Origin of the sequence: Dokdonella aquatica, assembly GCF_051987395.1 — a bacterium.
GTDB lineage: Bacteria > Pseudomonadota > Gammaproteobacteria > Xanthomonadales > Rhodanobacteraceae > Dokdonella.
Genome location: NZ_CP197094.1, coordinates 852,439 through 874,238, shown reverse-complemented (window position 1 = coordinate 874,238; position 21,800 = coordinate 852,439). Strand labels below are relative to the sequence as shown.

Annotated in this window: 18 protein-coding genes; 6 read left to right on the top strand and 12 right to left on the bottom strand. The window is 69.3% G+C overall.

All coding sequences use genetic code 11. The features are described from left to right. Positions 1 to 19: 19 nt before the first annotated feature. The 4 genes from ACQQ2N_RS03835 to ACQQ2N_RS03820 form a co-directional block, all read right to left on the bottom strand. Positions 20 to 982 (bottom strand): beta-propeller fold lactonase family protein, encoded by a 963-nt coding sequence (locus ACQQ2N_RS03835; protein WP_440224355.1) that lies wholly within the window; start codon positions 980 to 982, stop codon positions 20 to 22. Positions 983 to 1,115: 133 nt separating this feature from the next. Then, complete coding sequence (locus tag ACQQ2N_RS03830; RefSeq protein WP_440224354.1) at positions 1,116 to 1,679, bottom strand: c-type cytochrome; 564 nt, start codon at positions 1,677 to 1,679, stop codon at positions 1,116 to 1,118. Positions 1,680 to 1,736: 57 nt separating this feature from the next. Continuing rightward, positions 1,737 to 3,398 (bottom strand): quinoprotein dehydrogenase-associated putative ABC transporter substrate-binding protein, encoded by a 1,662-nt coding sequence (locus tag ACQQ2N_RS03825; protein ID WP_440224353.1) that lies wholly within the window; start codon positions 3,396 to 3,398, stop codon positions 1,737 to 1,739. Between the two features lie 158 nt (positions 3,399 to 3,556). Continuing rightward, complete coding sequence (locus ACQQ2N_RS03820; protein WP_440224352.1) at positions 3,557 to 5,395, bottom strand: PQQ-dependent dehydrogenase, methanol/ethanol family; 1,839 nt, start codon at positions 5,393 to 5,395, stop codon at positions 3,557 to 3,559. A gap of 383 nt (positions 5,396 to 5,778) precedes the next feature. On the opposite strand from ACQQ2N_RS03820, the gene ACQQ2N_RS03815 reads away from it, so the two are divergent. Further along, positions 5,779 to 7,731: a S9 family peptidase gene (locus ACQQ2N_RS03815; RefSeq protein WP_440224351.1), complete on the top strand. Its 1,953-nt coding sequence runs from the start codon at positions 5,779 to 5,781 to the stop codon at positions 7,729 to 7,731. A gap of 102 nt (positions 7,732 to 7,833) precedes the next feature. Then, positions 7,834 to 8,919 carry a DNA topoisomerase IB gene (locus ACQQ2N_RS03810; RefSeq protein ID WP_440224350.1) on the top strand — a complete coding sequence of 362 codons (1,086 nt, stop codon included), beginning with the start codon at positions 7,834 to 7,836 and terminating at the stop codon, positions 8,917 to 8,919. A gap of 17 nt (positions 8,920 to 8,936) precedes the next feature. On the opposite strand, the gene ACQQ2N_RS03805 is transcribed toward ACQQ2N_RS03810, so the two are convergent. The 6 genes from ACQQ2N_RS03805 to ACQQ2N_RS03780 all read right to left on the bottom strand — a co-directional run bounded on the left by ACQQ2N_RS03805 (position 8,937) and on the right by ACQQ2N_RS03780 (position 13,812). After that, positions 8,937 to 9,269: an I78 family peptidase inhibitor gene (locus ACQQ2N_RS03805; protein ID WP_440224349.1), complete on the bottom strand. Its 333-nt coding sequence runs from the start codon at positions 9,267 to 9,269 to the stop codon at positions 8,937 to 8,939. Between the two features lie 75 nt (positions 9,270 to 9,344). Beyond that, the gene (locus ACQQ2N_RS03800; protein ID WP_440224348.1) at positions 9,345 to 9,773 is read right to left on the bottom strand and encodes a YcxB family protein; all 429 of its coding nucleotides are present in this window, start codon (positions 9,771 to 9,773) and stop codon (positions 9,345 to 9,347) included. A gap of 94 nt (positions 9,774 to 9,867) precedes the next feature. Next, the gene (locus tag ACQQ2N_RS03795) at positions 9,868 to 11,574 is read right to left on the bottom strand and encodes a M28 family metallopeptidase (protein WP_440224347.1); all 1,707 of its coding nucleotides are present in this window, start codon (positions 11,572 to 11,574) and stop codon (positions 9,868 to 9,870) included. Positions 11,575 to 11,713: 139 nt separating this feature from the next. Continuing rightward, positions 11,714 to 12,595: an OmpA family protein gene (locus ACQQ2N_RS03790; RefSeq protein ID WP_440224346.1), complete on the bottom strand. Its 882-nt coding sequence runs from the start codon at positions 12,593 to 12,595 to the stop codon at positions 11,714 to 11,716. A gap of 3 nt (positions 12,596 to 12,598) precedes the next feature. Beyond that, positions 12,599 to 12,961 (bottom strand): hypothetical protein, encoded by a 363-nt coding sequence (locus ACQQ2N_RS03785; protein WP_440224345.1) that lies wholly within the window; start codon positions 12,959 to 12,961, stop codon positions 12,599 to 12,601. 191 nt (positions 12,962 to 13,152) lie between these two features. Next, the gene (locus ACQQ2N_RS03780; protein ID WP_440224344.1) at positions 13,153 to 13,812 is read right to left on the bottom strand and encodes a hypothetical protein; all 660 of its coding nucleotides are present in this window, start codon (positions 13,810 to 13,812) and stop codon (positions 13,153 to 13,155) included. A 117-nt stretch (positions 13,813 to 13,929) separates the two neighbouring features. Here ACQQ2N_RS03780 and gpmI point away from each other — a divergent pair, with 117 nt between their 5' ends. The 4 genes from gpmI (at position 13,930) to ACQQ2N_RS03760 (ending at position 19,956) form a co-directional block, all read left to right on the top strand. Continuing rightward, a complete protein-coding gene (gene gpmI, locus ACQQ2N_RS03775) occupies positions 13,930 to 15,459 on the top strand; it encodes a 2,3-bisphosphoglycerate-independent phosphoglycerate mutase (RefSeq protein WP_440224343.1) in 1,530 nt (509 codons plus the stop codon). Then, positions 15,459 to 16,619 carry a murein hydrolase activator EnvC family protein gene (locus ACQQ2N_RS03770; protein WP_440224342.1) on the top strand — a complete coding sequence of 387 codons (1,161 nt, stop codon included), beginning with the start codon at positions 15,459 to 15,461 and terminating at the stop codon, positions 16,617 to 16,619. Before gpmI ends, ACQQ2N_RS03770 begins: the two co-directional genes overlap by 1 nt. 108 nt (positions 16,620 to 16,727) lie before the next feature. Then, positions 16,728 to 18,119 carry a S41 family peptidase gene (locus ACQQ2N_RS03765; protein ID WP_440224341.1) on the top strand — a complete coding sequence of 464 codons (1,392 nt, stop codon included), beginning with the start codon at positions 16,728 to 16,730 and terminating at the stop codon, positions 18,117 to 18,119. A gap of 196 nt (positions 18,120 to 18,315) precedes the next feature. Beyond that, positions 18,316 to 19,956: an FMN-binding glutamate synthase family protein gene (locus ACQQ2N_RS03760; RefSeq protein ID WP_440224340.1), complete on the top strand. Its 1,641-nt coding sequence runs from the start codon at positions 18,316 to 18,318 to the stop codon at positions 19,954 to 19,956. 7 nt (positions 19,957 to 19,963) lie between these two features. Here ACQQ2N_RS03760 and ACQQ2N_RS03755 read toward each other — a convergent pair whose 3' ends face one another. Next, positions 19,964 to 20,653, bottom strand: a complete 690-nt coding sequence (locus ACQQ2N_RS03755) for an alpha/beta fold hydrolase (RefSeq protein ID WP_440224339.1) — start codon at positions 20,651 to 20,653, stop codon at positions 19,964 to 19,966. Positions 20,654 to 20,753: 100 nt separating this feature from the next. Next, positions 20,754 to 21,776 carry an MBL fold metallo-hydrolase gene (locus tag ACQQ2N_RS03750; protein ID WP_440224338.1) on the bottom strand — a complete coding sequence of 341 codons (1,023 nt, stop codon included), beginning with the start codon at positions 21,774 to 21,776 and terminating at the stop codon, positions 20,754 to 20,756. Positions 21,777 to 21,800 lie beyond the last annotated feature (24 nt).

Genomic DNA, 21,800 nt, shown 5'->3' with positions numbered 1-21,800 from the left:
GCCGCCGCGCCGGGTGGACTCAGGGTCCGACGATGACGCCCCACGGCATCTCGCCGACCGGGATGTCCTTGAGCTTCGTGCGCGTGGTCGTGTCGATCACGCTGACGCTGTTGGAGCGCCCGTTGGCGACGTAGAGCTTCTTGCCGTCCGGCGTCAGCGACGGGTTCCACGGGCGCTCGCCGACCTTGACCTCGGCGACGACCTTGCCTTGGGCGACGTCGATCACCGAGATGCTGCCCGCGCCGCCGTTCGACGCGTAGACGTGCTTGCCGTCCCTGCTCGCGGTGAGGCCGGCCGTGCGCAGGCCCGCCGCGATGCTCGACAGTTTCTTGCGCGCCGCCACGTCGATCACGTCGACGACGTTGCCGGTCTCCTGCGCGACGTAGAGATGGCCCGTCCCGGGCACGAACGCCATGCCACGCGGATGGCCGGTGGTCTTGATCGTCGCGACCGAGGTGTTCGTGGCGAGGTCGATCACGTCGAGGTCGCTCGAGGCCTCGTTGCTCGTGACCAGCCACTTGTCGTCGGGCGAGAACACGCAGTGCTCGGGATTGCGCCCTTGGGTCTTGATGTCGGCCTTCGTCGCGAGCGTAGTCGCATCGACGACGAGCACGTGCTGCGAGCCTTCGACGCAGACCGCGAGCGTCTTGCCGTCGGGCGAGACGGTCACGCCTTCGGCGTCGTCCTCGATCTCCGTGGACGTGCGCACCGTATCGGTTGCGATGTCGAGCGCGACGAGCTTGGAGTGCGCGGCGTCGATCACGAAGAGGGTCTTTCCGTCACGATCGACGGCCACCTGCTGCAGGCGCTTGCCGAAGGTCTTCTGCCCGTCGAGGGTGCGCACGACGGTGTCGGTGCCCGTATCGATGACTGAGATCGTGCCGCTGCGCTGGTTCGGCACGTAGGCCATCGGTGCGGCGTGTGCGAGCGGCGCGAGCGCGACGAGCGCGAGCAGGGCGAGGCCACGGTGCGTTCGGATCATGCGGGGGATCTCCTTCGTGCGGGGCATCGCGGCGTGCGCGGCATCCGGCGCGCCGGCCGATGCCGCACGATACCCGCGCCGCGCGTGCCGCGGGTAGCCCGTGCACCGGCGAGGCCGGCGCACGGGAGGTTCCTCAGTGCTTGCCGTAGTCAGCCTTCGCGGCGGAAGCATCCTTCGAGGCGTCGCCGAACTTCTTGGCCGGGCTGCCGCGCCAGTTCGAGCGGATGAACGTGATGATCTTCCAGAGGTCGTCGTCGCTCTTGATGATCGTGCCGAACGGCATCATCGGGCCGACCACGTTCTCCTTGCCGATGCGGTGGTAGCCGTCCTTCTGCAGCGAGTCGCTGCCCTCGGAGACGAGGCGGAAAAGCGTGTCGTCGTCGCCGCCGTAGACCCAGGTCTCGTTGGTCAGTGGCGGGCACATGCCGCCACCACCCGATCCGCCGTGGCAGCCGTTGCAGCTCGCGCGCATGAACAGCTTGCGGCCTTCCTCGACGATCGTCTTGTCCTCGTCCGTGTACGGGTTCTTGAGCTGTCCCTTCGGTGTGGCCTTGACGCGCTCGAGCGGTGGCATCGTGCCACCCGCGGCGGCGGGAGCGGCGGCCTTCTCCTCGGCGGCCTGGGTCATGCCGGCGGCGCCGAACAACGCGGCGATCGCGAGCACCATCGGGATACCTGCTGCAACTGTCTTCAACACGAACGACTCCTCATGCTTGCCTGGTATGTCACCTGGGTAACGCGGGCGGGTCGTGGCTCAGCCACGCTGCGCCGCACCGCCTGAACCGCTGCCTTTCAGGCCCGAATGGGCCTGCTGCAGCACCTCGACCACGGCCTTGTTGTTGCGCTCGCTGGCGATGCCGAGTGCCGTGGTGCCGTCCTCGCTTTTCGCATTCGCATCGGCGCCCTTCGCGAGCAGGCGCTTGACCGATTCGACGCGGTTGGCCGCTGCCGCGATGATCAGCGGCGTGATGCCGGCCTTGTTCTGCGCGTTGACGTCGGCGCCGCGCTCGATGAGCTTGGCTGCGGCATCGTCCCAGCCGCCGACGAGCGCGAGCATGAGCGGCGTGTAGCCGCCGCCGCCGACAACGACGCCGACGTTCGCGCCGGCCTCGAGCAGCGCCGCGGTGGAACCGCTCTTGCCGTGCTGCGCGGCGATGCACAGCGGCGTGAGGCCCTGCTTGTTGGTCGCTTCGAGCGTGGCACCCTTGGCGAGCAGCATGCCGACGATCTCGGGGCTGTCACGCCAGGCCGCGTACATGAGCGGCGTCCAGCCGTCGCGGTCGGCGAGGTTGACGTCGGCACCGGCCTGGATCAGATAGCGCGTGAGCTCGTTGTAGCGCGTCTTCACGGCGGTGAGCAGCGGCGTGTAGCCCTCGTCGTCGCGCACGTTGATGTCGGTGCCGAGCTCGACGAGGTACTTCACGCGCACGACATCGCCGGCGGTCGCGGCGTTGGAGAGTTCGCTCTTCGGATCGGCACCTTCCTTGAGCCAGCGCTTGAGCTGGTCGAGCGACGCGCCGGTGCCGCCCTTCGGCGTGGCCATCGTCGCGACCTCGGTCGGCGGCTTGGGCGTCGTGTCGGCCTTGGCGACGAGGTCGCCGCTGATGATGCAGCCTTCGCACTGCACGAGCGGCACACCGTACTCGTCGAGGATCGCTCGGATCTTGTCCTTGTTGGCCTCGAGCAGCGTGTCGAGCTTGTCGCGCAGCTGGCGGTCGCCGCGGCGCACGCCGAGCGCCATGTCGAACTGCAGCGGTTCGCCGGTCGACATGAGGTTGGCCGGCTGCAGCGTGATCGGCTGCTGCTTGATCGTGCGGTACCAGCCCGCGAACGGGCCCCAGATCGCGACCATGTCGAGTTCGCCGTCGATCATGCGCTGGACCTGGTACGACGGCTGGTGCTCGGGCACGCGCGCACCGTCGTAGCTGATGAAATGGGTGACCGTGTTCTCCTTGACGTCGTGGTCGGCGAGCGCCGCGCGGATCGACGACATCTGGTACACGCCGATCTTGAGCTTCTTGAGCTGCGGGTCGTCGAGGTCGCGCACGACGAGCTTGCGGTCGTTGCGCGAGACGAACACGAACGTGCTGCGGTACAGCGGCTTGGTCGCGAGGATGCGCTCGAGGTCCGCGGGAAGATCGAACATGACGTCGCACGCGTTCGCGTCGAGCGTGCCGCGCATGAGGCCGCGCTCGGTCGAAGGGCGGAAGTCGTACTGCACGCCGGTGCCGAGTGCTTCGCCGAGCACCTGGGCGATCTTGTTCTGGAAGCCTTCGCCCTTGTCGTTGGAGAGCGGCAGGTTGCCGGGATCGGCGCAGACGCGCAGCGCACGGATCTCGTCGTCGGCATGGGCGGGTGCGGCAGCGCCTGCGAGGGCGAGCGCGGCGAGGATCGCCAGGGGAAGTGTCCGGGGCATTCGTGCGGCTCCTGCGGCATCCATCGCATCGGGACGCGCAGAGCCTGTTCTCGGCAGCGGCATCACATCAACACGACTTTGGTGGGGGTACGGAAACGCAAATGCCCGGCGCCTGTTCGGCGCCGGGCAGGTGTCACTCGGGTTGCGTCACGTCGCGGTCAGTCACCGACGCGGAACGTATACAGCGTGCCGCCCTGCGGGATCTTGTCGAGGTTGGCCGCCTTGGTCATGGCGGTGGCGCCGATCGCGCCGAACTTGTCCTCGAGGTCGAGGCCAGCCGTGACCGGCAGGCCGATCCAGCCGCCGATGCCGCTCCACACCGACACATACTGCTTGCCGTTCACCTTGTAGGTGATCGGGTTGCCGATGATTCCGGAGCCGAGCTTGCGCGACCACAGCACCTTGCCGGTCTTGCGGTCGACCGCGCGGAAGTCACCGCCGAGGCTGCCGTAGAACGCGAGGCCGCCGTCGGTGACGAGCGCGCCACCCCAGTTCGGATACTGGTCGGGGATTTCCCACACCGTCTCACCCGTGAGCACGTTGAACTTCTTGAACTTGCCCGTGACGCCCGGCTTCTCCGGATACATGTACACGTTGGCGAACACGTACACGGTGCCCTGCTGGGTGTGCGAACGCTCCTGCGGCTCGAGCTCCATGCACCAGTTGTTGGTCGGGCAGTACGCCATGCCTTCCTCGTTCGGATCGAGGGCGCACGGCTGCTGGTCCTTGCCGCCCATCGCGGACGGGCAGACCTGGGTGTTCTGCTCGACGCTGAAGGGCGAGTGCTCCTTGACCTTGACCGGCTTGCCGGTCTTGAGGTCGACCTTCTCGGCCCAGTTCGCGGTCACGAACTTGTGTGCCTTGAGCAGGGTGCCGTCGGCACGGTCGAGCACGTAGGCAAAGCCGTTGCGGTCGAAGTGCACGAGGACCTTGCGCTTCTTGCCGTCGACGGTCCAGTCGGCGAGCATGTTCTCGTTGATGCCGTCGTAGTCCCACTGGTCGAACGGCGTCATCTGGTACGACCACACGGCTTCGCCGGTGTCGACCTTGCGCGCGAAGATCGTCATCGACCAGTGGTTGTCCTGGTCACCCTTGTTGCACTCCTCGTGCGTCTTGTACTTGCAGCGGTAGGACGGGCTCCACAGGCCGGGGTTGCCGGTCGCGTGGTAGACGAGCTTGAGGTCCGGGTCGTAGCTGTAGAAGCCCCAGCTCGCGCCGCCGCCACGCTTCCACTCGTCGCCCGGGTAGCTCGAGATGCCGATGTCCTTGCCGCCCTGGCCGTGGTGCGGATTGGCCTTGTTGGTGTTCTTGGTGACGCACACGTCCTTGTCGCTGCCGGTGGCGTGGCATTCCCACACCTTCTTGCCGTCCTTGAGGTTGTAGGCCGTGAAGCGGCCACGCGCGGCGAACTCGTCGCCACCGAAGCCGATCAGCACCTTGTCCTCGGCGATCAGCGGCGCGGGCGTGATCGTCTCGCCGGCGTCCGGGAACGCGTGCTTGACCACCCAGACTTCCTTGCCGGTCTTGGCGTCGAGCGCGATGAGGAAGCCATCGAGGGTGCCGAACACGACCTTGCCGTCCGCGTAGGACAGGCCGCGGTTGACGGTGTCGCAGCAGGCGCGCGGCACGGCCGACTCGTCACGGTCGGTTTCCTTGTTGTAGCGCCAGATCGCCTTCGGGTTGTCCGGATCGGAAAGATCCAGCGCCTGCACGATGTTCGGCCAGCCACTGATGATGTACATCATCGCCTTGCCGCCTTCGGTCACGACGACGGGCTGGCCCTCGTGGCCGCGCAGCGTGCCGCTGGACTGCGACCAGATCATCTGCAGCTTGCCGACGTTGTCGGTCGAGATGTCCTTGAGCGAGCTGTGACGGGTCATGCCGAGGTCGCGGCCGGGCGCCGGCCACTGGTTCGGATCCTTCTGCCGCTGCAACGTTTCCGGATTCGCGAGCGCGCTTCCGCAGAGCACTCCCGCGAGCACTGCGGAACACGTCATCGCCACTGTTCTGAATTTCATTCGCTGCTCTCCTCTCCGCGTATGGGGACCCCCGGCAACGGCGACGCCGGCGGCATGCACCCGAGGGTCATGCGCCGAACCGCATCGCTTACGATCGTTGCGCATGGCCTTATAAGCAGTGGTTGTGCCAATCGCGGCCGCGAAAAAAATCCCTTTGCGTTCAGTTGCATGCGAAAAGAAAAAGGGATGTTTTCCTTGTGCGTCGCAACAGGAAGTGTTCCCGATGCGTGACACTGCCTCGTATGCGGCTGTGCCATCGCGATCGGAACAGTGCGCCATGCTGCGATGCGTCATGCGCCGTTCGGCGTGATCGGCGCCGTGCTAGCGTGGCGCACTTTTTCCAGTAACCGGGGAGACACGAGATGCACCGATTCCGAGCGTTGCCGATCATCGGCCTCGCCTGTACCGCCGTACTGCTGGCCGCGTGCCAGCGTGAGGCATCACCCGATGCGAAGACCGCCGAAGCGCCTGCAACGGCCACTGCGACGCTGCCGTCGCGCCAGTACACGATCGAGGAGTTCGTCGACACGACGAGCGTCGCCAACGCCTCGTTCTCGCACGACGAATCGAAACTGCTGTTCTCGTCGAACAGGAGCGGCATCTGGAACGCGTACACGATCCCGGTGGCGGGCGGCGAGTGGACCGCGGTCACGCAGTCGACCACCGACAACGTCAACGCGGTAGCGTGGTTTCCGAACGACGAGCGCAAGCTCGTCACGCGTGACGGCGGCGGCAACGAACTCAACCACCTCTATGTGATCGAGGCCGACGGCAGCGAGAAGGACCTGACGCCGGGCGACAAGCTCAAGGCCGCATTCGCGGGCTTCAACCACGCCGGCGATGCGTTCTACGTGACCACCAACGAGCGCGATCCGAAGTTCTTCGACCTCTACCGCTACGACGCGAAGACCTACGCGCGCGAGCGACTGTACGAGAACACCGAAGGCTACGAGATCGGTCCGCTGTCGCACGACGAGAAATGGCTCGCGCTCGGCAAGCCTCGCACGACCAACGACAGCGATCTCTACCTGCTCGAGCGCGCGAGCAGCACGCTGCGCCACCTGTCCAAGCACGAAGGCAATGCCCAGTTCGCCGCGCAGGATTTCTCCCCGGATGGCACGAGCCTGCTCTACCTGAGCAACGAAGGCAGCGAGTTCGATCGCCTGCGTCGTTACGTGATCGCGTCCGACGCCCACGAGGATGTTCAGAAGGAAGACTGGGACATCGTCTATTCCTACTTCTCGCACGACGGCAAGTACCGCGTCGTCGCGATCAACGCCGACGGCAGCACGCGCCTGGAAGTGCGTGACGCGGCGAGCGGCGACAAGGTCACGCTGCCGACCCTGCCGGCCGGCGAGATCCGCGGCGTCGTGATCGCTCGCTCCGAGTCGCGCGCGGCGCTGTTCCTCAACGGCGACCGCCAGCCCAGCGACCTCTACCTCGTCGAGTTCGGCCAGCCCGAGGCGCGCCGCCTGACGACCAACCTCAGCGCGAAGATCGCCCCGACCGACCTCGTCGACTCGAGCGTCGTGCGCTTCAAGAGCTTCGACGGCCTCGAGATCCCGAACATCCTGTGGAAGCCGCACCAGGCCAGTGCGACGAACAAGCGCCCGGCGATCGTGTGGGTGCACGGCGGTCCGGGCGGCCAGACCACGCGGGCCTACAACCCGGTCATGCAATACCTCGCCAACAACGGCTACGTCGTGCTCGGCATCAACAACCGCGGCAGCTCGGGCTACGGCAAGACGTTCTTCGCCGCCGACGACGGCAAGCACGGCCGCGAGCCGCTGTGGGACTGCGTCGAGGCGAAGAAGTACCTGCAGTCGCTCGACTACGTCGACGCCGACCGCATCGGCATCGCCGGCGGCAGCTACGGTGGCTACATGACGCTGGCCGCGCTCGCGTTCCAGCCCGACGTGTTCAAGGTCGGCGTCGACGTGTTCGGCGTCAGCAACTGGGTGCGCACGCTCGAGAGCATTCCGCCGTACTGGGAGAGCATGCGCGAGGCGCTCTACCAGGAGATCGGCAATCCGGAGACGCAGAAGGACTTCCTGATCGAGATCTCGCCGCTGTTCCACGCCGACAAGATCAAGCGTCCGCTGCTGGTCCTTCAGGGCAAGAACGATCCGCGCGTGATCCTCGCGGAGTCCGACGAGATCGTCGAAGCCGTGAAGAAGAACGGCGTGCCGGTCGAGTACGTCGTGTTCGACGACGAGGGCCACGGTTTCACCAAGAAGAAGAACCAGATCGCCGGCTACGGCGCGATGCTGGCCTTCCTCGACAAGCACCTGCGCGACGCCCCCGTCACGCCGTGATGCACGGGCCCGCGCCGGCGAGTCTGGCGCGGGCGTGAACGGCCGTGGCATGCAGGTGCCATGGCCTCCCCGCGTTCATGCGCGCCGCGGCACGCTGCGCGCATGCCCACGACGCCGCGTTCGCCCGTTCCCGTGCCGCCGCCGCCCGAAGAGGCGAAGCTCGCGCGGCGCGCCGGCCTCGTCTATGTGCTCGACACGGCACCGGGCATCCGACGACGCCGCGCCGGCAGTGGCTTCACCTACCTGGGCATCGACGGTCGGCGCATCACCGATGCCGACGAACTCGCGCGTATCCGCTCGCTCGCGGTGCCACCCGCCTATACGCAGGTGTGGATCTGTCCCGATGCGCGCGGCCACCTGCAGGCGACCGGGCGCGACGCGCGCGAGCGCAAGCAATACCGCTACCACGCGCGCTGGCGCCTGCGCCGCGACGCCGACAAGTTCGCGCGGCTGGTCGCGTTCGGCGAGGCCTTGCCGCGCCTGCGCAGGCGGTTGCGCCGTGATCTCGCGCTGCCGGGCCTGCCGCGCGACAAGGTACTCGCGGTCGTCGTCGCGCTGCTCGCCGGCACGCTCGTGCGTGTCGGCAACGAGCAGTACGCACGCGACAACCGCTCGTTCGGCCTGACCACGCTGCGTGCACGCCATGTCGACTTCGTGCGCGGCGGTCGCGTGTCGCTGAGCTTCAAGGGCAAGAGCGGGCTCGAGCACGCGGTCACGGTCGACGACGAACGGCTGGCGCGCATCGTGCGCCGTTGCCAGCAGCTTCCCGGCCAGCAGCTGTTCCAGTACCTCGACGACGATGGCGGTCGCCAGGGCATCGACTCGGGCATGGTCAACGCCTACATGCACGAGGCGATGGGCGAGGGCTTCACGGCCAAGGACTTCCGCACCTGGGGCGGCACGCTGCACGCGGTCGCGCGCCTGGCCGGCGAGCCCGTTCCGGAGAGCGAGCGCGCGGTCACGCGTGTCGTCAACCAGGTCGTGCGCGATGTCGCCGCATCGCTGCGCAACACGCCGGCCGTGTGCCGCGCGTCCTACATCGATCCGCGCGTCTTCGAGGCCTGGCGGGACGGCCGCCTGCATCGGTATGCCGGTGCCGGTGCGCGTGGCGCGCGCCAGCTCGAGGCGCTCGCGCTGCGTGTGCTGCGCTCGCGCGGTGCGGCGAAAGGGTCGTCGAAGCGCGGTTGACGCGGGGTGGAGCGGCCTCAGCCGCAATGCGCGCGCACGACCTTGTCGTCGGCGTCGAGATCGAGATTGAGGCGGTCGGGGCTGAAGTCCTTCGTCACGGCCTGGCCCGGACGGATCACGCGCACGAGGTGTGCGCCGCTGTCACGCTGCGCCTTGTCCGTCAGCGCCTCGCCGATGCGTTCGCCCGTCGTCCACGCCACGCGCGCGGCGTCGCACGAGGCCGGGGCGGCGTGATGCGGCGGTGCCGACTGCGCGGTGCCCGACGTGCGCGCGGAGTCGGCGCAGGCGGCGACCACGCCGAGCGCGCCGATCAGGAAAGCAAGTGAGGGGAAGCGCGTCGTGCGGCGCATGGGGCGGTCCGGCAGGGCGATTCCGGCGATGGTCGCCTACGGGCGCTGAACGCGAAGCCAGCCGGGAGTGCTCCGTCAGGATGACGCCGCGTCCACGCGCACCGGGATTCCCGCCGCCGCGAACGCGCGGATGCGCTCGCGGTCCACGGCGTCGAAAGCACGGTACGGCAAGGGTACGGCGCCTTCCGCGAGCTCGAGCAGGAAGCCGGGTCGGTACGCGTGCAAGGCCTTCACGCGTGCCCACGGCACCGATGCGGTGCCGAGCCGTGATCCGCGTGTCAGGCCGCGCGCGTCGATGACGAACGTGCAACGACCCAGGCGCAACGACTTGATCGCGAACGCGAACGTCGCGACGACGACCATGAGCACGCGCGCCTGCACGCGCTTCCATCGACCCGCGGCGCGCAGCTCGGGATCGACGTCGAACGCATGCTCGACCACGAAGGCTAGGTATTCGCGAAGGCGGTAGCGCACCGTGAACGCGACCGCATGCGGGTCCGTCACGAAGGGCTGCCCTCGCCGGCACGGACGATCCTGCCGGGCCGGCTCTCAGGTGACGACGCGACGTGCCGGGGCACGCCGCGTCGGCGGATGTCGGTCACTTCTTCGCGGGACGCGCGAAGTCGGCGCCGGGCTTCCACTGCGGGAACGTGGCCTCGTCGGCAAGCTTGCGGCCCACCGCGTAGAGCGCCTCGAGGTCCTGCACGGTACCGCGGTAATCCCAGTTCGGATCGTAGTTGTCGCCGGGCTTGTGGTAGCGGTTGCGCGTGTAGTCCTCGGCCGCGGCGCGACCGGCCGCCTCGCCACCCTCGACGAGGTCGAGGCCGCCCGACGCGTAAAGCGCGGGGATGCCGGCGCGCGCGAAGTTGACGTGATCGGAGCGGAAGAAGAAGCCCTTCTCGGGTTCCTCGTCACCGCCGATGACGCGGCCCTGCGCCTTCGCGACCTCCTCGATGTAGCCGTCGAGCTCGGACTGGCCGAGGCCGATCACGGTGACGTTTTTGGTCGGGCCGTCGACCGGCAGCGCGTCGAGGTTGATGTTGGCGGCGATCTTGTCGAGCGCGAACGGCGAGTGCGCGACGAAGTACTGGGCGCCGAGCAGGCCCGATTCCTCGAGCGTCACCGCCGTGAACACGACCGAGCGCTTCGGCGCGGGTTCCTGCTTCGCGAACGCCTCGGCGATCTCGATGATGCCGGCCACGCCGGTCGCGTTGTCGATCGCACCGTTGTAGACCTGGTCGCCCTGCAGGGATTCGTCCTTGCCGAGGTGGTCCCAGTGCGCGGTGTAGACGATCGCCTCGTCGGGACGCTCGCTGCCCGGGATCATCGCGACGACGTTCTCGGAGCTGCTCGTGTCGACACGGCTCTTGAAGCTCACCGAGAGCTTCGCGTCGAGCGCGGTCGGCTTGAAACCGCGCACGTCGGCGCTCTTCTTGAGCGCAGCGAAGTCGAGGCCGGAGCTCGCGAACAGGCGCGTCGCCGCGGCTTCGGTGAACCAGCCTGCGGTCTTGAGTTTCGGCGCGGGATCCTCGCTCGGCGGCAGCGACTGGCGCGGTCCGTTCCAGCCGCTCTGCACGACGCCGAACGGGTAACCGGCGCCGGCATCCTCGTGCACGATGAATGCGGCGGCGGCACCTTGACGTGCGGCTTCCTCGTACTTGTAGGTCCAGCGGCCGTAGTAGGTCAGTGCCTTGCCCTTGAACAGTTCCGCATCCTGGTTCCCCCAGCCCGGATCGTTGACGAGCACGATGACCGTCTTGCCCTTGACGTCGAGGCCGGCGTAGTCGTTCCAGTCGGGAGCGTTGACGCCGTAGCCGACGAAGACGATGTCGGACGCCTTGAGCTCGACGTCGGTGCTGCCGTCGAGCGTGCCGACGACGGCGTCGCCGGTCAGCGAGAAGCTCTCGTTGCCCTTGCCGCCGGCGACCTCGATGGCGACCTTGTCGGCGTCCAGCAGCGTGGTCGTCTGCATCGGCACGGTCTGGAACCAGCTGCCCTTGTTGCCGGGCTTGAGGCCGGCGCGCTCGAACTGATCCTTGATGTAGGCGGTGGTCGCACGCTCGCCGAGCGTGCCGGGCTTGCGGCCTTCGAACTCGTCCGAGGACAGCGTCTTGACGCGTGCGGCGAAATCCTCGGCCTTGATCTCGGGCGAGAAGCGGCCTTCCGAGGTCGGCACGACCGGAGCGGGCTTCGTCGCGACGGGGGCCGCGGGTGGCGTCGCCGGCGCAGCGGGCGCTTCGGCCTCCTGCTTGCCGCAGGCGGCGAGGGCGAGCGCGATCGCGCTGACGAGGGCGAGTCGAACCATGGGCGGTCTCCGGGCGAGGGGAACGCCGATTCTAGTCCGCGCCGTGCGATCGCGCGCAAGGCCGCAAGTCACGATACGGCACATGAAAATGCCCGCCCGGCGTCGCCGCCTGACGGGCATCCCCCTGCGGCACCGCGCTTCAGCGCTGTGCCAGACCGGAACTCACGATCACCTCGACGCGACGGTTCTGCTGGCGACCGGCTTCGTTGCCGTTGCTCGCGACCGGGTAGTCGGGGCCGAGGCCGCGCGTGCGCAGGCGTGCATCGGGAATGCCCTGGCTCACGAGGTAATTGCGCACGGTGTTGGCGCGGCGCGCCGACAGGTCGATGTTGTAGGCGTGGTTGCCCGTCGAATCGGTGTGGCCCTCGATGCTCACGCTGGCCTGCGGATCCTCGCGCAGCGCGGCGGCGAGCTGGTCGAGCGAGCGCGCGGCGCCGGGCTTGAGCTCGGAGCGGTTGACCTCGAACAGCACGTCGCCGAGCGTGACGACGAGGCCGCGTTCGGTCTGCTTGGTCTCGAGCTCGGTGAGCTTGCTGCGCATGGTCTCGAGCTCGCTGCGCGCGGCGAGAGCATCCGCACGTGCGAGTTCGGCGGCGCGGCGCTCCGATTCGGCCGTCGCGAGCGCCGAGTTCGCGGCGAGGCGTGCATCGGCCGCTTCGCGGGCGCGCACGTCGACGAGCAGGCGGTCACGCTCGATGCCGAGTTCCTTGCCGCGTGTCTCGGCGTAGCGTGCCAGGCCATTGGCTTCGGCGGTCTGCACGAGGCGGTCGGCGATGTAGATGCCGTGGCGGAACATCGGCTCCTTGAGCTGGCGATGCTCGGCGGCGAGCAGCGACACCGCGGCGTCGGCGCGGCCGATCTCCTCGACCGCATTGGGCGCGATCGCGGGATCCGAGCGCAGGCGCGTGACCTCGTCCTGCAGGCGCACGATCTCGGGCGGCGGTCCCTTCGGCGTCGAGGCGCACGCAGCGAGCAGGGCGACGGCGAGCAGCGGGGTGGCGCGGCGGATGACGGTGTTCATGGCTCAGACTCCCGGGCGGGCGAGTTCGCGGCGCAGCGTCTGCACGCTCGCGTCGATCTCGGCGGTGGCGGATTCGGCGCGTGCCTGGCGGGCACGCGAGGCGGCGAGGTCGGCGTCGGCCTTGGCCTTTTCCGCATTCATCGCGCTGTCGGTCCAGTTGCGGCGCTCGAGCGCGCCGCGTGCGGCGACGAGGTTGTCGCGTGCCGACGCATAGTCGGGTGCCGCGGCGGCGCCCGCGTCGGCGCGTTCGGCCGCCTGGACGGCCGTCTCGGCCTGGGCGAGGGCGATCTCGGCGTCCTTGCGGTCGGCGGCGAACGCCGAGGCGCTGCAGGTCGCGACGAGCAGCAGCAACAGGTAACGGGTCATGGGTGGGTTCTCCTGCAGGTGCGCGGCGGGCCGCGCGGCGTGGAACGTCGGTGGTGTGTCGGCACCACGATTCCACCGCTGCAGTGAACCTGAACCGAATTCAGGGGAGGTTCGGCGAGGTGAACCTTGCGTTCACGTCGCAGCGCCGGCGCACTGCACGAAGCAGGCGCCGGCGCGAGGCATCGCCCGCGTTACGGCGAGGTGCCGCTGAAGCGCTTCGCGGTGGCGCCCTTGATCTCGCCGACGCGCGCGGTGTCGCTCACGAACAGCTCGACCTCGCGGCGGAACTCGAGCGTGCCTTCGACGACCGCATTCGGGCCGATCACGACGCGCGGCAGCTTGGGCTTGCCGAACGACCAGCCGCTCGGCTTCTCGACGAGGATGCCGCGCTCGACGCGCGAACCCTCGCCGATCTCGATGTCGCCGTTGACGGTCTCGATGCCGCCGCCTACGCGTGCCGACTCGAGGCGGACCACGCCGTTGACGGTCGAGGCCTTGCCGGCGAGGTCGCTGCCTTCGCGCAGCGTCAGTGCACCGTTGACGGTCTCGGCATCGCCGGCGACCTGCACGCGCGCACCGATCGCGATGCGCCCGTTGACGGTCTCGACGGCTTCCAGCGTCACGCCGGACTCGATGTCGATCGCGCCGTTGACCGTGGAGACCTTGCGCACGCGCGCGTTCTCGCCGATGCGGATCGCGCCGTTGACGGTGTCGACGTCACCGGCTTCCTGGCCGGCCTCGACGCGGATCGCGCCGTTGACCTTGCTGATGTCGTCGGCGGCATGGGCTGAGGCGGCGGTGAAGGCGAGGGCGAGGGCGAGGGCGAGGGCGAGGCAGAGGGGGCGCAGCATGGTCGGTCTCCTTGGGGGTCGTGCGGCATGGGATGCGGCGGGAGGCGAAACCGTTTAAGCGCCCGGCGACGCTTCCGCTACCATGCCGCGTCGTTTCCCGCCGAGACCTGCCCGCCGATGTCCCGACCCAAGCCCGTCCTGCTGCTCATCCTCGATGGCTGGGGCCATCGCGAGGCACACGAGCACAACGCGATCGCCAAGGCCGACTGCCCGAACTGGCGCCGCCTGCTCGACGAGTGCCCGCACACGCTGGTCGAGACGCACGGCCTCGCCGTGGGCCTGCCGGACGGGCAGATGGGCAACTCCGAAGTCGGCCACATGAACATCGGCTCGGGCCGCATCGTCTACCAGGACCTCACGCGCATCGACGCGGCGATCGCCGACGGCAGCTTCGCCTCGAATGCGGCGCTCGTCTCGGCCTGCGATGCCGCGGTCACGCGCGGCGGCACGCTGCACCTGTTCGGCCTGCTCTCGCCGGGCGGCGTGCACAGCCACGAGGCGCACGTGCACGCGATGATCGCGCTCGCCGCCGCGCGTGGCGTGCCGCGCATTGCCGTGCACGCGTTCCTCGATGGCCGCGACACGCCGCCGCGCAGCGCCGGCGCATCGATCGACGCACTCGAAGCCTTGTGCGCGACCACGCCGGGTGCCTTCGTCGCGAGCGTCAGCGGCCGCTACTACGCGATGGACCGCGACCAGCGCTGGGATCGCGTGCAGAAGGCCTACGACGCGATCGCCGAGGCGCGCGCCGACCACGTCGCGACGAGCGCGCGTGCCGCGCTCGACGCGGCCTACGTGCGCGGCGAGAACGACGAGTTCGTGTTGCCGACCGTGATCGGCGACGGCGCGCGCATCGCCGACGGCGATGCGGTGGTGTTCATGAACTTCCGCGCCGACCGCGCACGCCAGCTCACGCGCGTGTTCGTCGACGCCGCGTTCGACGGCTTCGCGCGCTCGCGTGCGATCGCGCTGTCGGCGTTCGTGTCGCTGACCGAGTACGCCGCCGACCTGCCGGTCAGCGCGATCGCATGGGGCGCACAGTCGATGGCCAACACACTCGGCGAATACCTCGCTTCGCTCGGCCTGAGCCAGCTGCGCATCGCCGAAACCGAGAAGTACGCCCACGTGACGTTCTTCTTCTCGGGCGGGCGCGAGGCACCGTTCGACCGCGAGGAGCGCATCCTCGTGCCGAGCCCGAAGGTCGCGACCTACGACCTGCAGCCCGAGATGAGCCTGCCCGAACTCACCGACCGCCTCGTCGAGGCGATCCGCGGCGGGCGCTTCGATTTCATCGCCTGCAACGTCGCCAATGCCGACATGGTCGGCCACAGCGGCATCGAGGCCGCCGCGATCAAGGCGGTCGAGGCGATCGACATCGCGCTCGGGCGCATCGTCGCGGCGATCCGCGAGAGCGGCGGCGAGATGCTGATCAGTGCCGACCACGGCAACCTCGAACAGATGCTCGACGGTGACGGTGTCGCGCACACCCAGCATACGGTCGGTCCCGTGCCGCTGGTCTACGTCGGTCGCCCCGCCAAGCTCCAACCCGGCGCACTGCGTGACCTCGCACCGAGCGCGCTCGCGCTGATGGGCCTGCCGCAACCCGTCGAGATGACGGGCCGCAACCTGGTCGAGTTCCTCGCCTGATGCGCGTGTTCCTCGCCTGTGCGCTGTCGCTCTTCGTCGCGACCGCGCAGGCGCAGCCCGAGGATGCCGCGAAGCGCGCCGCCGAGGAGCAGGTCGCGCGCGGCAAGCTCGAGACGCTGCGCGCGCAGATCCGCGAGCTCACGGAGCAGCAGCGCGGCACCACCGGCGAGCGCGACGAGGCCACGCGCGCGCTGCGTACGCACGAGACCGCGATCGCCGCCGCGATCGGCGAGCTGCGCGCACTCGATGCGCGCCTCGGCGGCCAGCAGGAAGAACTCGCCGGGCTCGAGGCGCAACGCTCGACGCTGACCAAGGCGCTCGGCACGCAGCGCGAGGCGCTCGCGGCCCTACTGCGCTCGGCCTACGCGCTCGGCCACGACGAGGAACTCAAGCTGCTGCTGCAGCAGGAGGACGTCGGCCGCATCGCGCGCGTCATGGCCTACCACCGCTATTTCCAGCGTGCGCGCGTCGAGCGCATCGACGGCCTGCTCGCCGACCTGCGCGCGCTCGCCGACGTGCAGACCGCGATCGAGGCCAAGAACGCCGACCTCAACGCGACGCGGGCCGAGCAGCAGGCGCGGGTCGCCGATCTCGAGCGCGAGCGTGGCGAGCGTGCCACGCTGCTCGCCGATCTCGAAACGCGCGTCAAGGACCAGCAGGCGCGTCTCGCCACGCTCGGCAAGGACGAGAAGGGCCTGCTCGACCTCATCGAGCGCCTGCGTGACGTGTTCGCCGACATCCCGCGCCAGCTCGATGGTTCGGCACCGTTCGCGAGCCGCCGTGGTGCGATGGGCTGGCCGGCCGCCGGCAGGCTCGTCGCGGGCTTCGGCGGACGCGATGCGTCGGGCCGGCGCCTGTCGGGCCTGCTCATCGGTGCCGAAGCCGGCAGCGACGTGCGCGCGGTCGGCCACGGCCGCGTCGCCTACGCGGACTGGCTCAAGGGCTACGGCCTGCTGCTCATCGTAGACCACGGCGACGGTTACATGAGCCTGTACGGCTACAACCAGGCCCTGCTCAAGGACGTCGGCGACTGGGTCGCCCCCGACGAGTCGATCGCCCAGGCCGGCGCGACCGGCGGCCAGTCGACGCCTGCGCTGTACTTTGAGCTGCGTCGCCAGGGCCAGCCGATCGACCCGAAACCGTGGCTGCGCGCACGCTGATCGCGAACCGATCGTGCGCATGACGGTCTGACGCGGTTCGGCACGCGCCTTCCGGGGCCGTTCCGCCAACCGCGCTATGATCGGCGCGATCCTGCCGAGGTGCCCCCGATGTCCCGTTTTCCGCGTCGCCGCCTGCTCGTCCTTCTCGCCACGTTCGCCGGAGCCGTGCACGCGGCCGATCCGCCTGCAGCGCTTCAGGTCGAGGCCGACGAGGCAGAGGCGGCCACTGGCGAGACGTCCACGCCATTGCCGGCAGGTGTGCCGTCCACGGGCCAGATCAGCCTCGAGGACGTGCGCACGTTCACGGCGGTCATGAGTCTGGTCAAGCAGGCCTATGTCGAGGATGTCGACGACAAGGCGCTCATGCAGGCGGCGATCCGCGGCATGCTGGTCGGACTCGATCCGCACAGCGAGTACCTCGAGTCGACTGCGCTCGACCAGCTCAGCGAGGACACCAGCGGCAGTTACCAGGGCCTCGGCATCGAAGTGACCACGCTCGACGGCACGCTGCGCGTGGTCTCGCCGATCGACGACACGCCGGCCGCGCGCGCCGGCATCAAGCCCGGCGACACGATCCTGCGCATCGACAACACGGTCGTGCAGGGCGAGAACGTTAACGAGGCGGTCGACCTGCTGCGCGGCAAGCCCGGCAGCGAGGTGACGCTGTCGATCCTGCGCGAAGGCGTCAGCGGCCCGCAGGAGTTCAAGCTCAAGCGCGAGACGATCCGCGTCGTCAGCGTGCGTGGCCGCCTGCTCGATCCCGGTTACGCCTACCTGCGCATCAGCCAGTTCCAGCAGGAGACCGGCAGCGAACTGCGCCGGCGCATCGACCGCCTGCAGAAGGAGAACGGCAAGCCGCTCGCGGGGGCCGTCATCGACCTGCGCAGCAACCCGGGTGGACTGCTCACGGCGGCCGTCGAGGTCAGCGACACGCTGCTCGACAGCGGCACGATCGTGACCACGCGCGGGCGCGTCAAGGAGGCCGAAATGGCGTTCCGCGCGACGCCGGGCGATGCCCTCAACGGCGCGCCGATCGTTGTGCTGATCGACCAGGGTTCGGCCTCGGCCGCCGAGATCGTCGCCGGTGCGCTCAAGGACAACCACCGCGCGCTGCTCATGGGGCGCCGCAGCTTCGGCAAGGGCTCGGTGCAGACGGTGCTCTCGCTCGACGAGCAGCATGCGATCAAGCTCACGACGGCGCGCTACTACACGCCGAGCGGCGTCTCGATCCAGGCTGCCGGCATCGCGCCCGACATCGAGCTCGCCGACCTGCAGCTCACCGAGAGCGACCGTGATCCCTACCCGATCGCGAGCGAGCGCGACCTGCGCAACCATCTGCGCGGCGACAACGAGACCCCGGGCGCGACGCCACCCGTGACGACGCCGCTCGTGCGCAGCGAAGCGCCGCGCGACTACGCGCTCAGCGAGGCGCTCAACGCGCTCAAGGCGATGGCGCTGCAACGGCGTCCGCCTCCGGCGGCGAACGCCGGCAAGGGCTGATCGTCGCCACGCTGCATCTGTTCGACGCGTCGCCGTCCGACAGTTGGTGGTGCCCCGCCGCGGTCTTCGGCGACGTCGAAGCAAGCGATGCCGCGCGTCCTGAGCGCTTGATGACGGGAGGCCGGCACCCGCGCCGCCGGCTGCTTCGCGCGGCTGCGCTATGCTCGGGAATGCCCGCCCCGGAAGGACGCCAGCCTTGAAGTCTCCGCTGCCGACGCGCTACTGGTTCTTCGCCGCCGTCGTGATCGCGTTCGTCGCCTCGCTCGTGCTGTGGAACGACGGCTGGGCGTGGCGCGTGCTCGCGTTCGCGAGCGGCTTCCTCACGGTCGTCGGTGTCACCGACATCGCGCAGACGCGCCGCACGCTGCCGCGCAACTTCCCGATCCTCGCCCACGTGCGGTATTTCTTCGAGACGATCAGGCCGATGATGCGCCAGTACGTCGTCGAGGCCGACGACGACGAGGTGCCGTTCTCGCACGACCAGCGCGCGATCGTGTACCAGCGCGCCAAGCTTGCGCTCGAGACGCGTCCGTTCGGCACCGAGCGCAACGTCTACGCGGCCAACTACGAGTGGATCAACCACTCGATGATGCCGACCGAGATCGAGCACCACGATTTCCGCGTGCCGGTCGGCGGGCCCGACTGCACGCAGCCGTACTCGGCGAGCGTGTTCAACATCTCGGCGATGAGCTTCGGCTCGCTGTCGCCGAACGCGATCCGCGCACTCAACGAAGGTGCGCGGCGCGGCGGCTTCTACCACGACACCGGCGAAGGCTCGCTGTCGCCGTACCACCGCGAGATGGGCGGCGACGTCGTCTGGGAGCTCGGTTCGGGCTATTTCGGTGCCTGCGAACGCGCCGGCGTGTTCAGCGAGGAGCGCTTCGTCGAACGCGCCGTGCTGCCGCAGGTGCGCATGATCGAGCTCAAGCTCTCGCAAGGCGCCAAGCCCGGCCACGGCGGCATGCTGCCCGGGGCCAAGGTCACGCGCGAGATCGCGCTGACGCGCGGCGTGCCCGAGGGCGAGGACTGCATCTCGCCCGCGCGCCATTCGGCGTTCGACACGCCGGAAGGCCTGCTGCGCTTCATCGCCCGCCTGCGCACGCTGTCGGGTGGCAAGCCGACCGGCTTCAAGCTCGCGATCGGCCATCCCTGGGAATGGTTCGGCATCGCCAAGGCCATGCTCACGACCGGCATCCGACCCGACTTCATCGTGGTCGACGGCGGCGAGGGCGGCACCGGTGCGGCGCCGATGGAGTTCGCCGACCACGTCGGCGCGCCGCTGCGCGAGGCGTTGCTGCTCGTGCACAACACGCTGGTCGGGCTCGGCCTGCGCGACGAGGTACGCATCGGCGCGGCCGGCAAGATCATCACGGGTTTCGACGTCGCGCGCACGCTCGCGCTCGGTGCCGACTGGTGCAACGCCGCGCGCGGCTTCATGTTCGCGCTCGGCTGCATCCAGTCGCAGACCTGCCACACCGACCACTGCCCGACCGGCATCGCGACGCAGGATGCCAAGCGCTGGCGCGCGCTCGACGTGCCCGACAAGGCCGAGCGCGTGAAGAACTTCCAGCAGAACACGCTGCGCGCGCTACGCGAGCTCGTCGCGGCGGCCGGCCTGCGCCATCCCGGCGAGCTCGGTCCCGAGCACATCATCCGTCGCGTGTCGGGCAACGAGGTGCGTTCCCTCGCGGTGCTGTACCCGTTCGTGCGCCCCGGCGAGCTGCTCGACGGTGTGCCGGAGCACGCGGTGTTCCAGCGGTTCTGGCCCGAGGCGCGCGCCGACGCCTTCACGCCGCCGGCGGGCGTCGCCGAGATGCGCTGGAGCAAGCTGGTCTGAGCCCGCGCTACTGGATCAGGTCGGCCTGCTTAGTCGACGTGTACCAGAGCAGGCCGAAGTGGCCCCAGGTGTACGTGGTGCTCGTGTCCTCGCCCGCGATCGACGAGGCGTGCACGCCGGCGACCGTGCACACGCCGGTCGCGCAGACGATCTCGTCGTAGTAGGACTTGATCGAGTGCACGCGCGCGCCGAAGCGCTTGCCCGCGATGCCGTTGACGAACGGGCTGTTGACCGACAGGCCCCAGGCGCCGCAGGTGCTGGTCCAGACGTTGTACGGATAGGTGCCGCAGCTGCGCAGGCCGCGGAACGCGCCGGCGATGCCGACGAAGCTGTCGACGTACGCCTTCATGCCGAGGCGGTCGATCACGCGCGCGGCCAGCGTCGCGCCCATCGAGTGGCCGATCACGTCGATGCGGCCCGTGCACGACGAGGCGATCGCGTCGATCAGCGCGTTCTCGACCGGCGTCTCCTCGCTGCCGAGGTGGTCGTTGCAGGCCGCGCACGAGGTGCCCCACGACGGGCGGATGATCTGCGCGGACGTGTAGCCGCGCGCGATCAGCGTGTTGGTCGTGTTGACGAAATCCGAGGGGCTGCCCGTGTTGCCGTGCACGAGCACGACGTTGTCGACGCAGGCGGCGTGGGCGAGGCCCGTGCCGGCGAGGCAGAGCGCGGCGAGCGCGCGCGAGACGGTACGCATGATGCTTCCTCCCGAGGTGCCCCGAAGGGCTGGCCCGGGCCAGCGTAGTCGCCGCGTCGCGCGGCCGCCGTCGTACCTTGGTACGACGGCGGAGCGTGACTCAGTGCACGGCGAGCTCGCCGTGGTCGTGGTGGTCGTCGCCGCCACGCAGTGCGAGCGCGGCGCGGTAGTCGCGCAGGTCGGCGTCGTCGATGACGGCGGCCGACGCACGTGGCGTGGCGCCTGCGACGATGCGCGAGCCGAGCCCGGCGTAGAGGAAGCGTTCGCCGAAAGCCTTGCGGAACGCCGCGAACGCGGGCTCGCCCGTGCAGTGTCCCGGCGCGAGGTACTTCACCTTGAAGCGTTGGTCGAGCGCGGTCGCGAGCGCGCCGATCGCGGCGTCGTCGGCGACCACGAGGTGGAAGCCGCCCGCGATGAGCTGGATGCGCGGGTCGATCGCGGTCGCGGCCTCGACGATGCGGTCCAGGCCCGGGTGCGAGCAGCCGACGACGAGCACGGTGCCGTTCGTCGTCTCCAGGGCGAGCGAGAGCTCGCGCAGCTCGAGCGTGCCGGTCTTGTCGGACACGAGCGCGATCAGGTGCACGCCCGGCGCGACCTCGATCGTCTTGTCGACGAGCGCGATGTTGGCCTTCGGCCACGCCGAGCCGAAGCGCAGCGTCTCGGGCGGGGCACCGTCGAAGTAGCGCTGCTCGGCCGGCAGCGACGCATCGCGGCGGTAGAACGTGGCGGGCAGGTCGCCGCCGTAGACGCCGAAGCCTTCCTTCGGCGCGTAGATCTTCACCTTCGGATTGACCGCGAGCAGATGATTCATGCCGCCCATGTGGTCGCCGTGGCGATGCGACATGACGACGAAATCGAGCTTCGCGAGGTCGACCTTCCTGGCCTCGACGTTGCGGCGGAACACCTCGGGATCGTTGCCGGTGTCGAACAGGATGCGCGTGTCGCCGTACTCGACCAGTGCCGCGTAGCCCCAGTCCTTGTGCGTGCCCGCGTCCTTGCCGAACGCGTCGTAGAGCACGGTCACGGTCGCCTCGGCGGGCTTGGTGGCTGGCGCCGCGTGGGCCGTCGTGGCGAGGTTGGCGAGCGCGCAGGTGACGGCGAACAGCGTGGCGAGGCGGGACATCGGCGGGCTCCGGGCGGGCGAGTT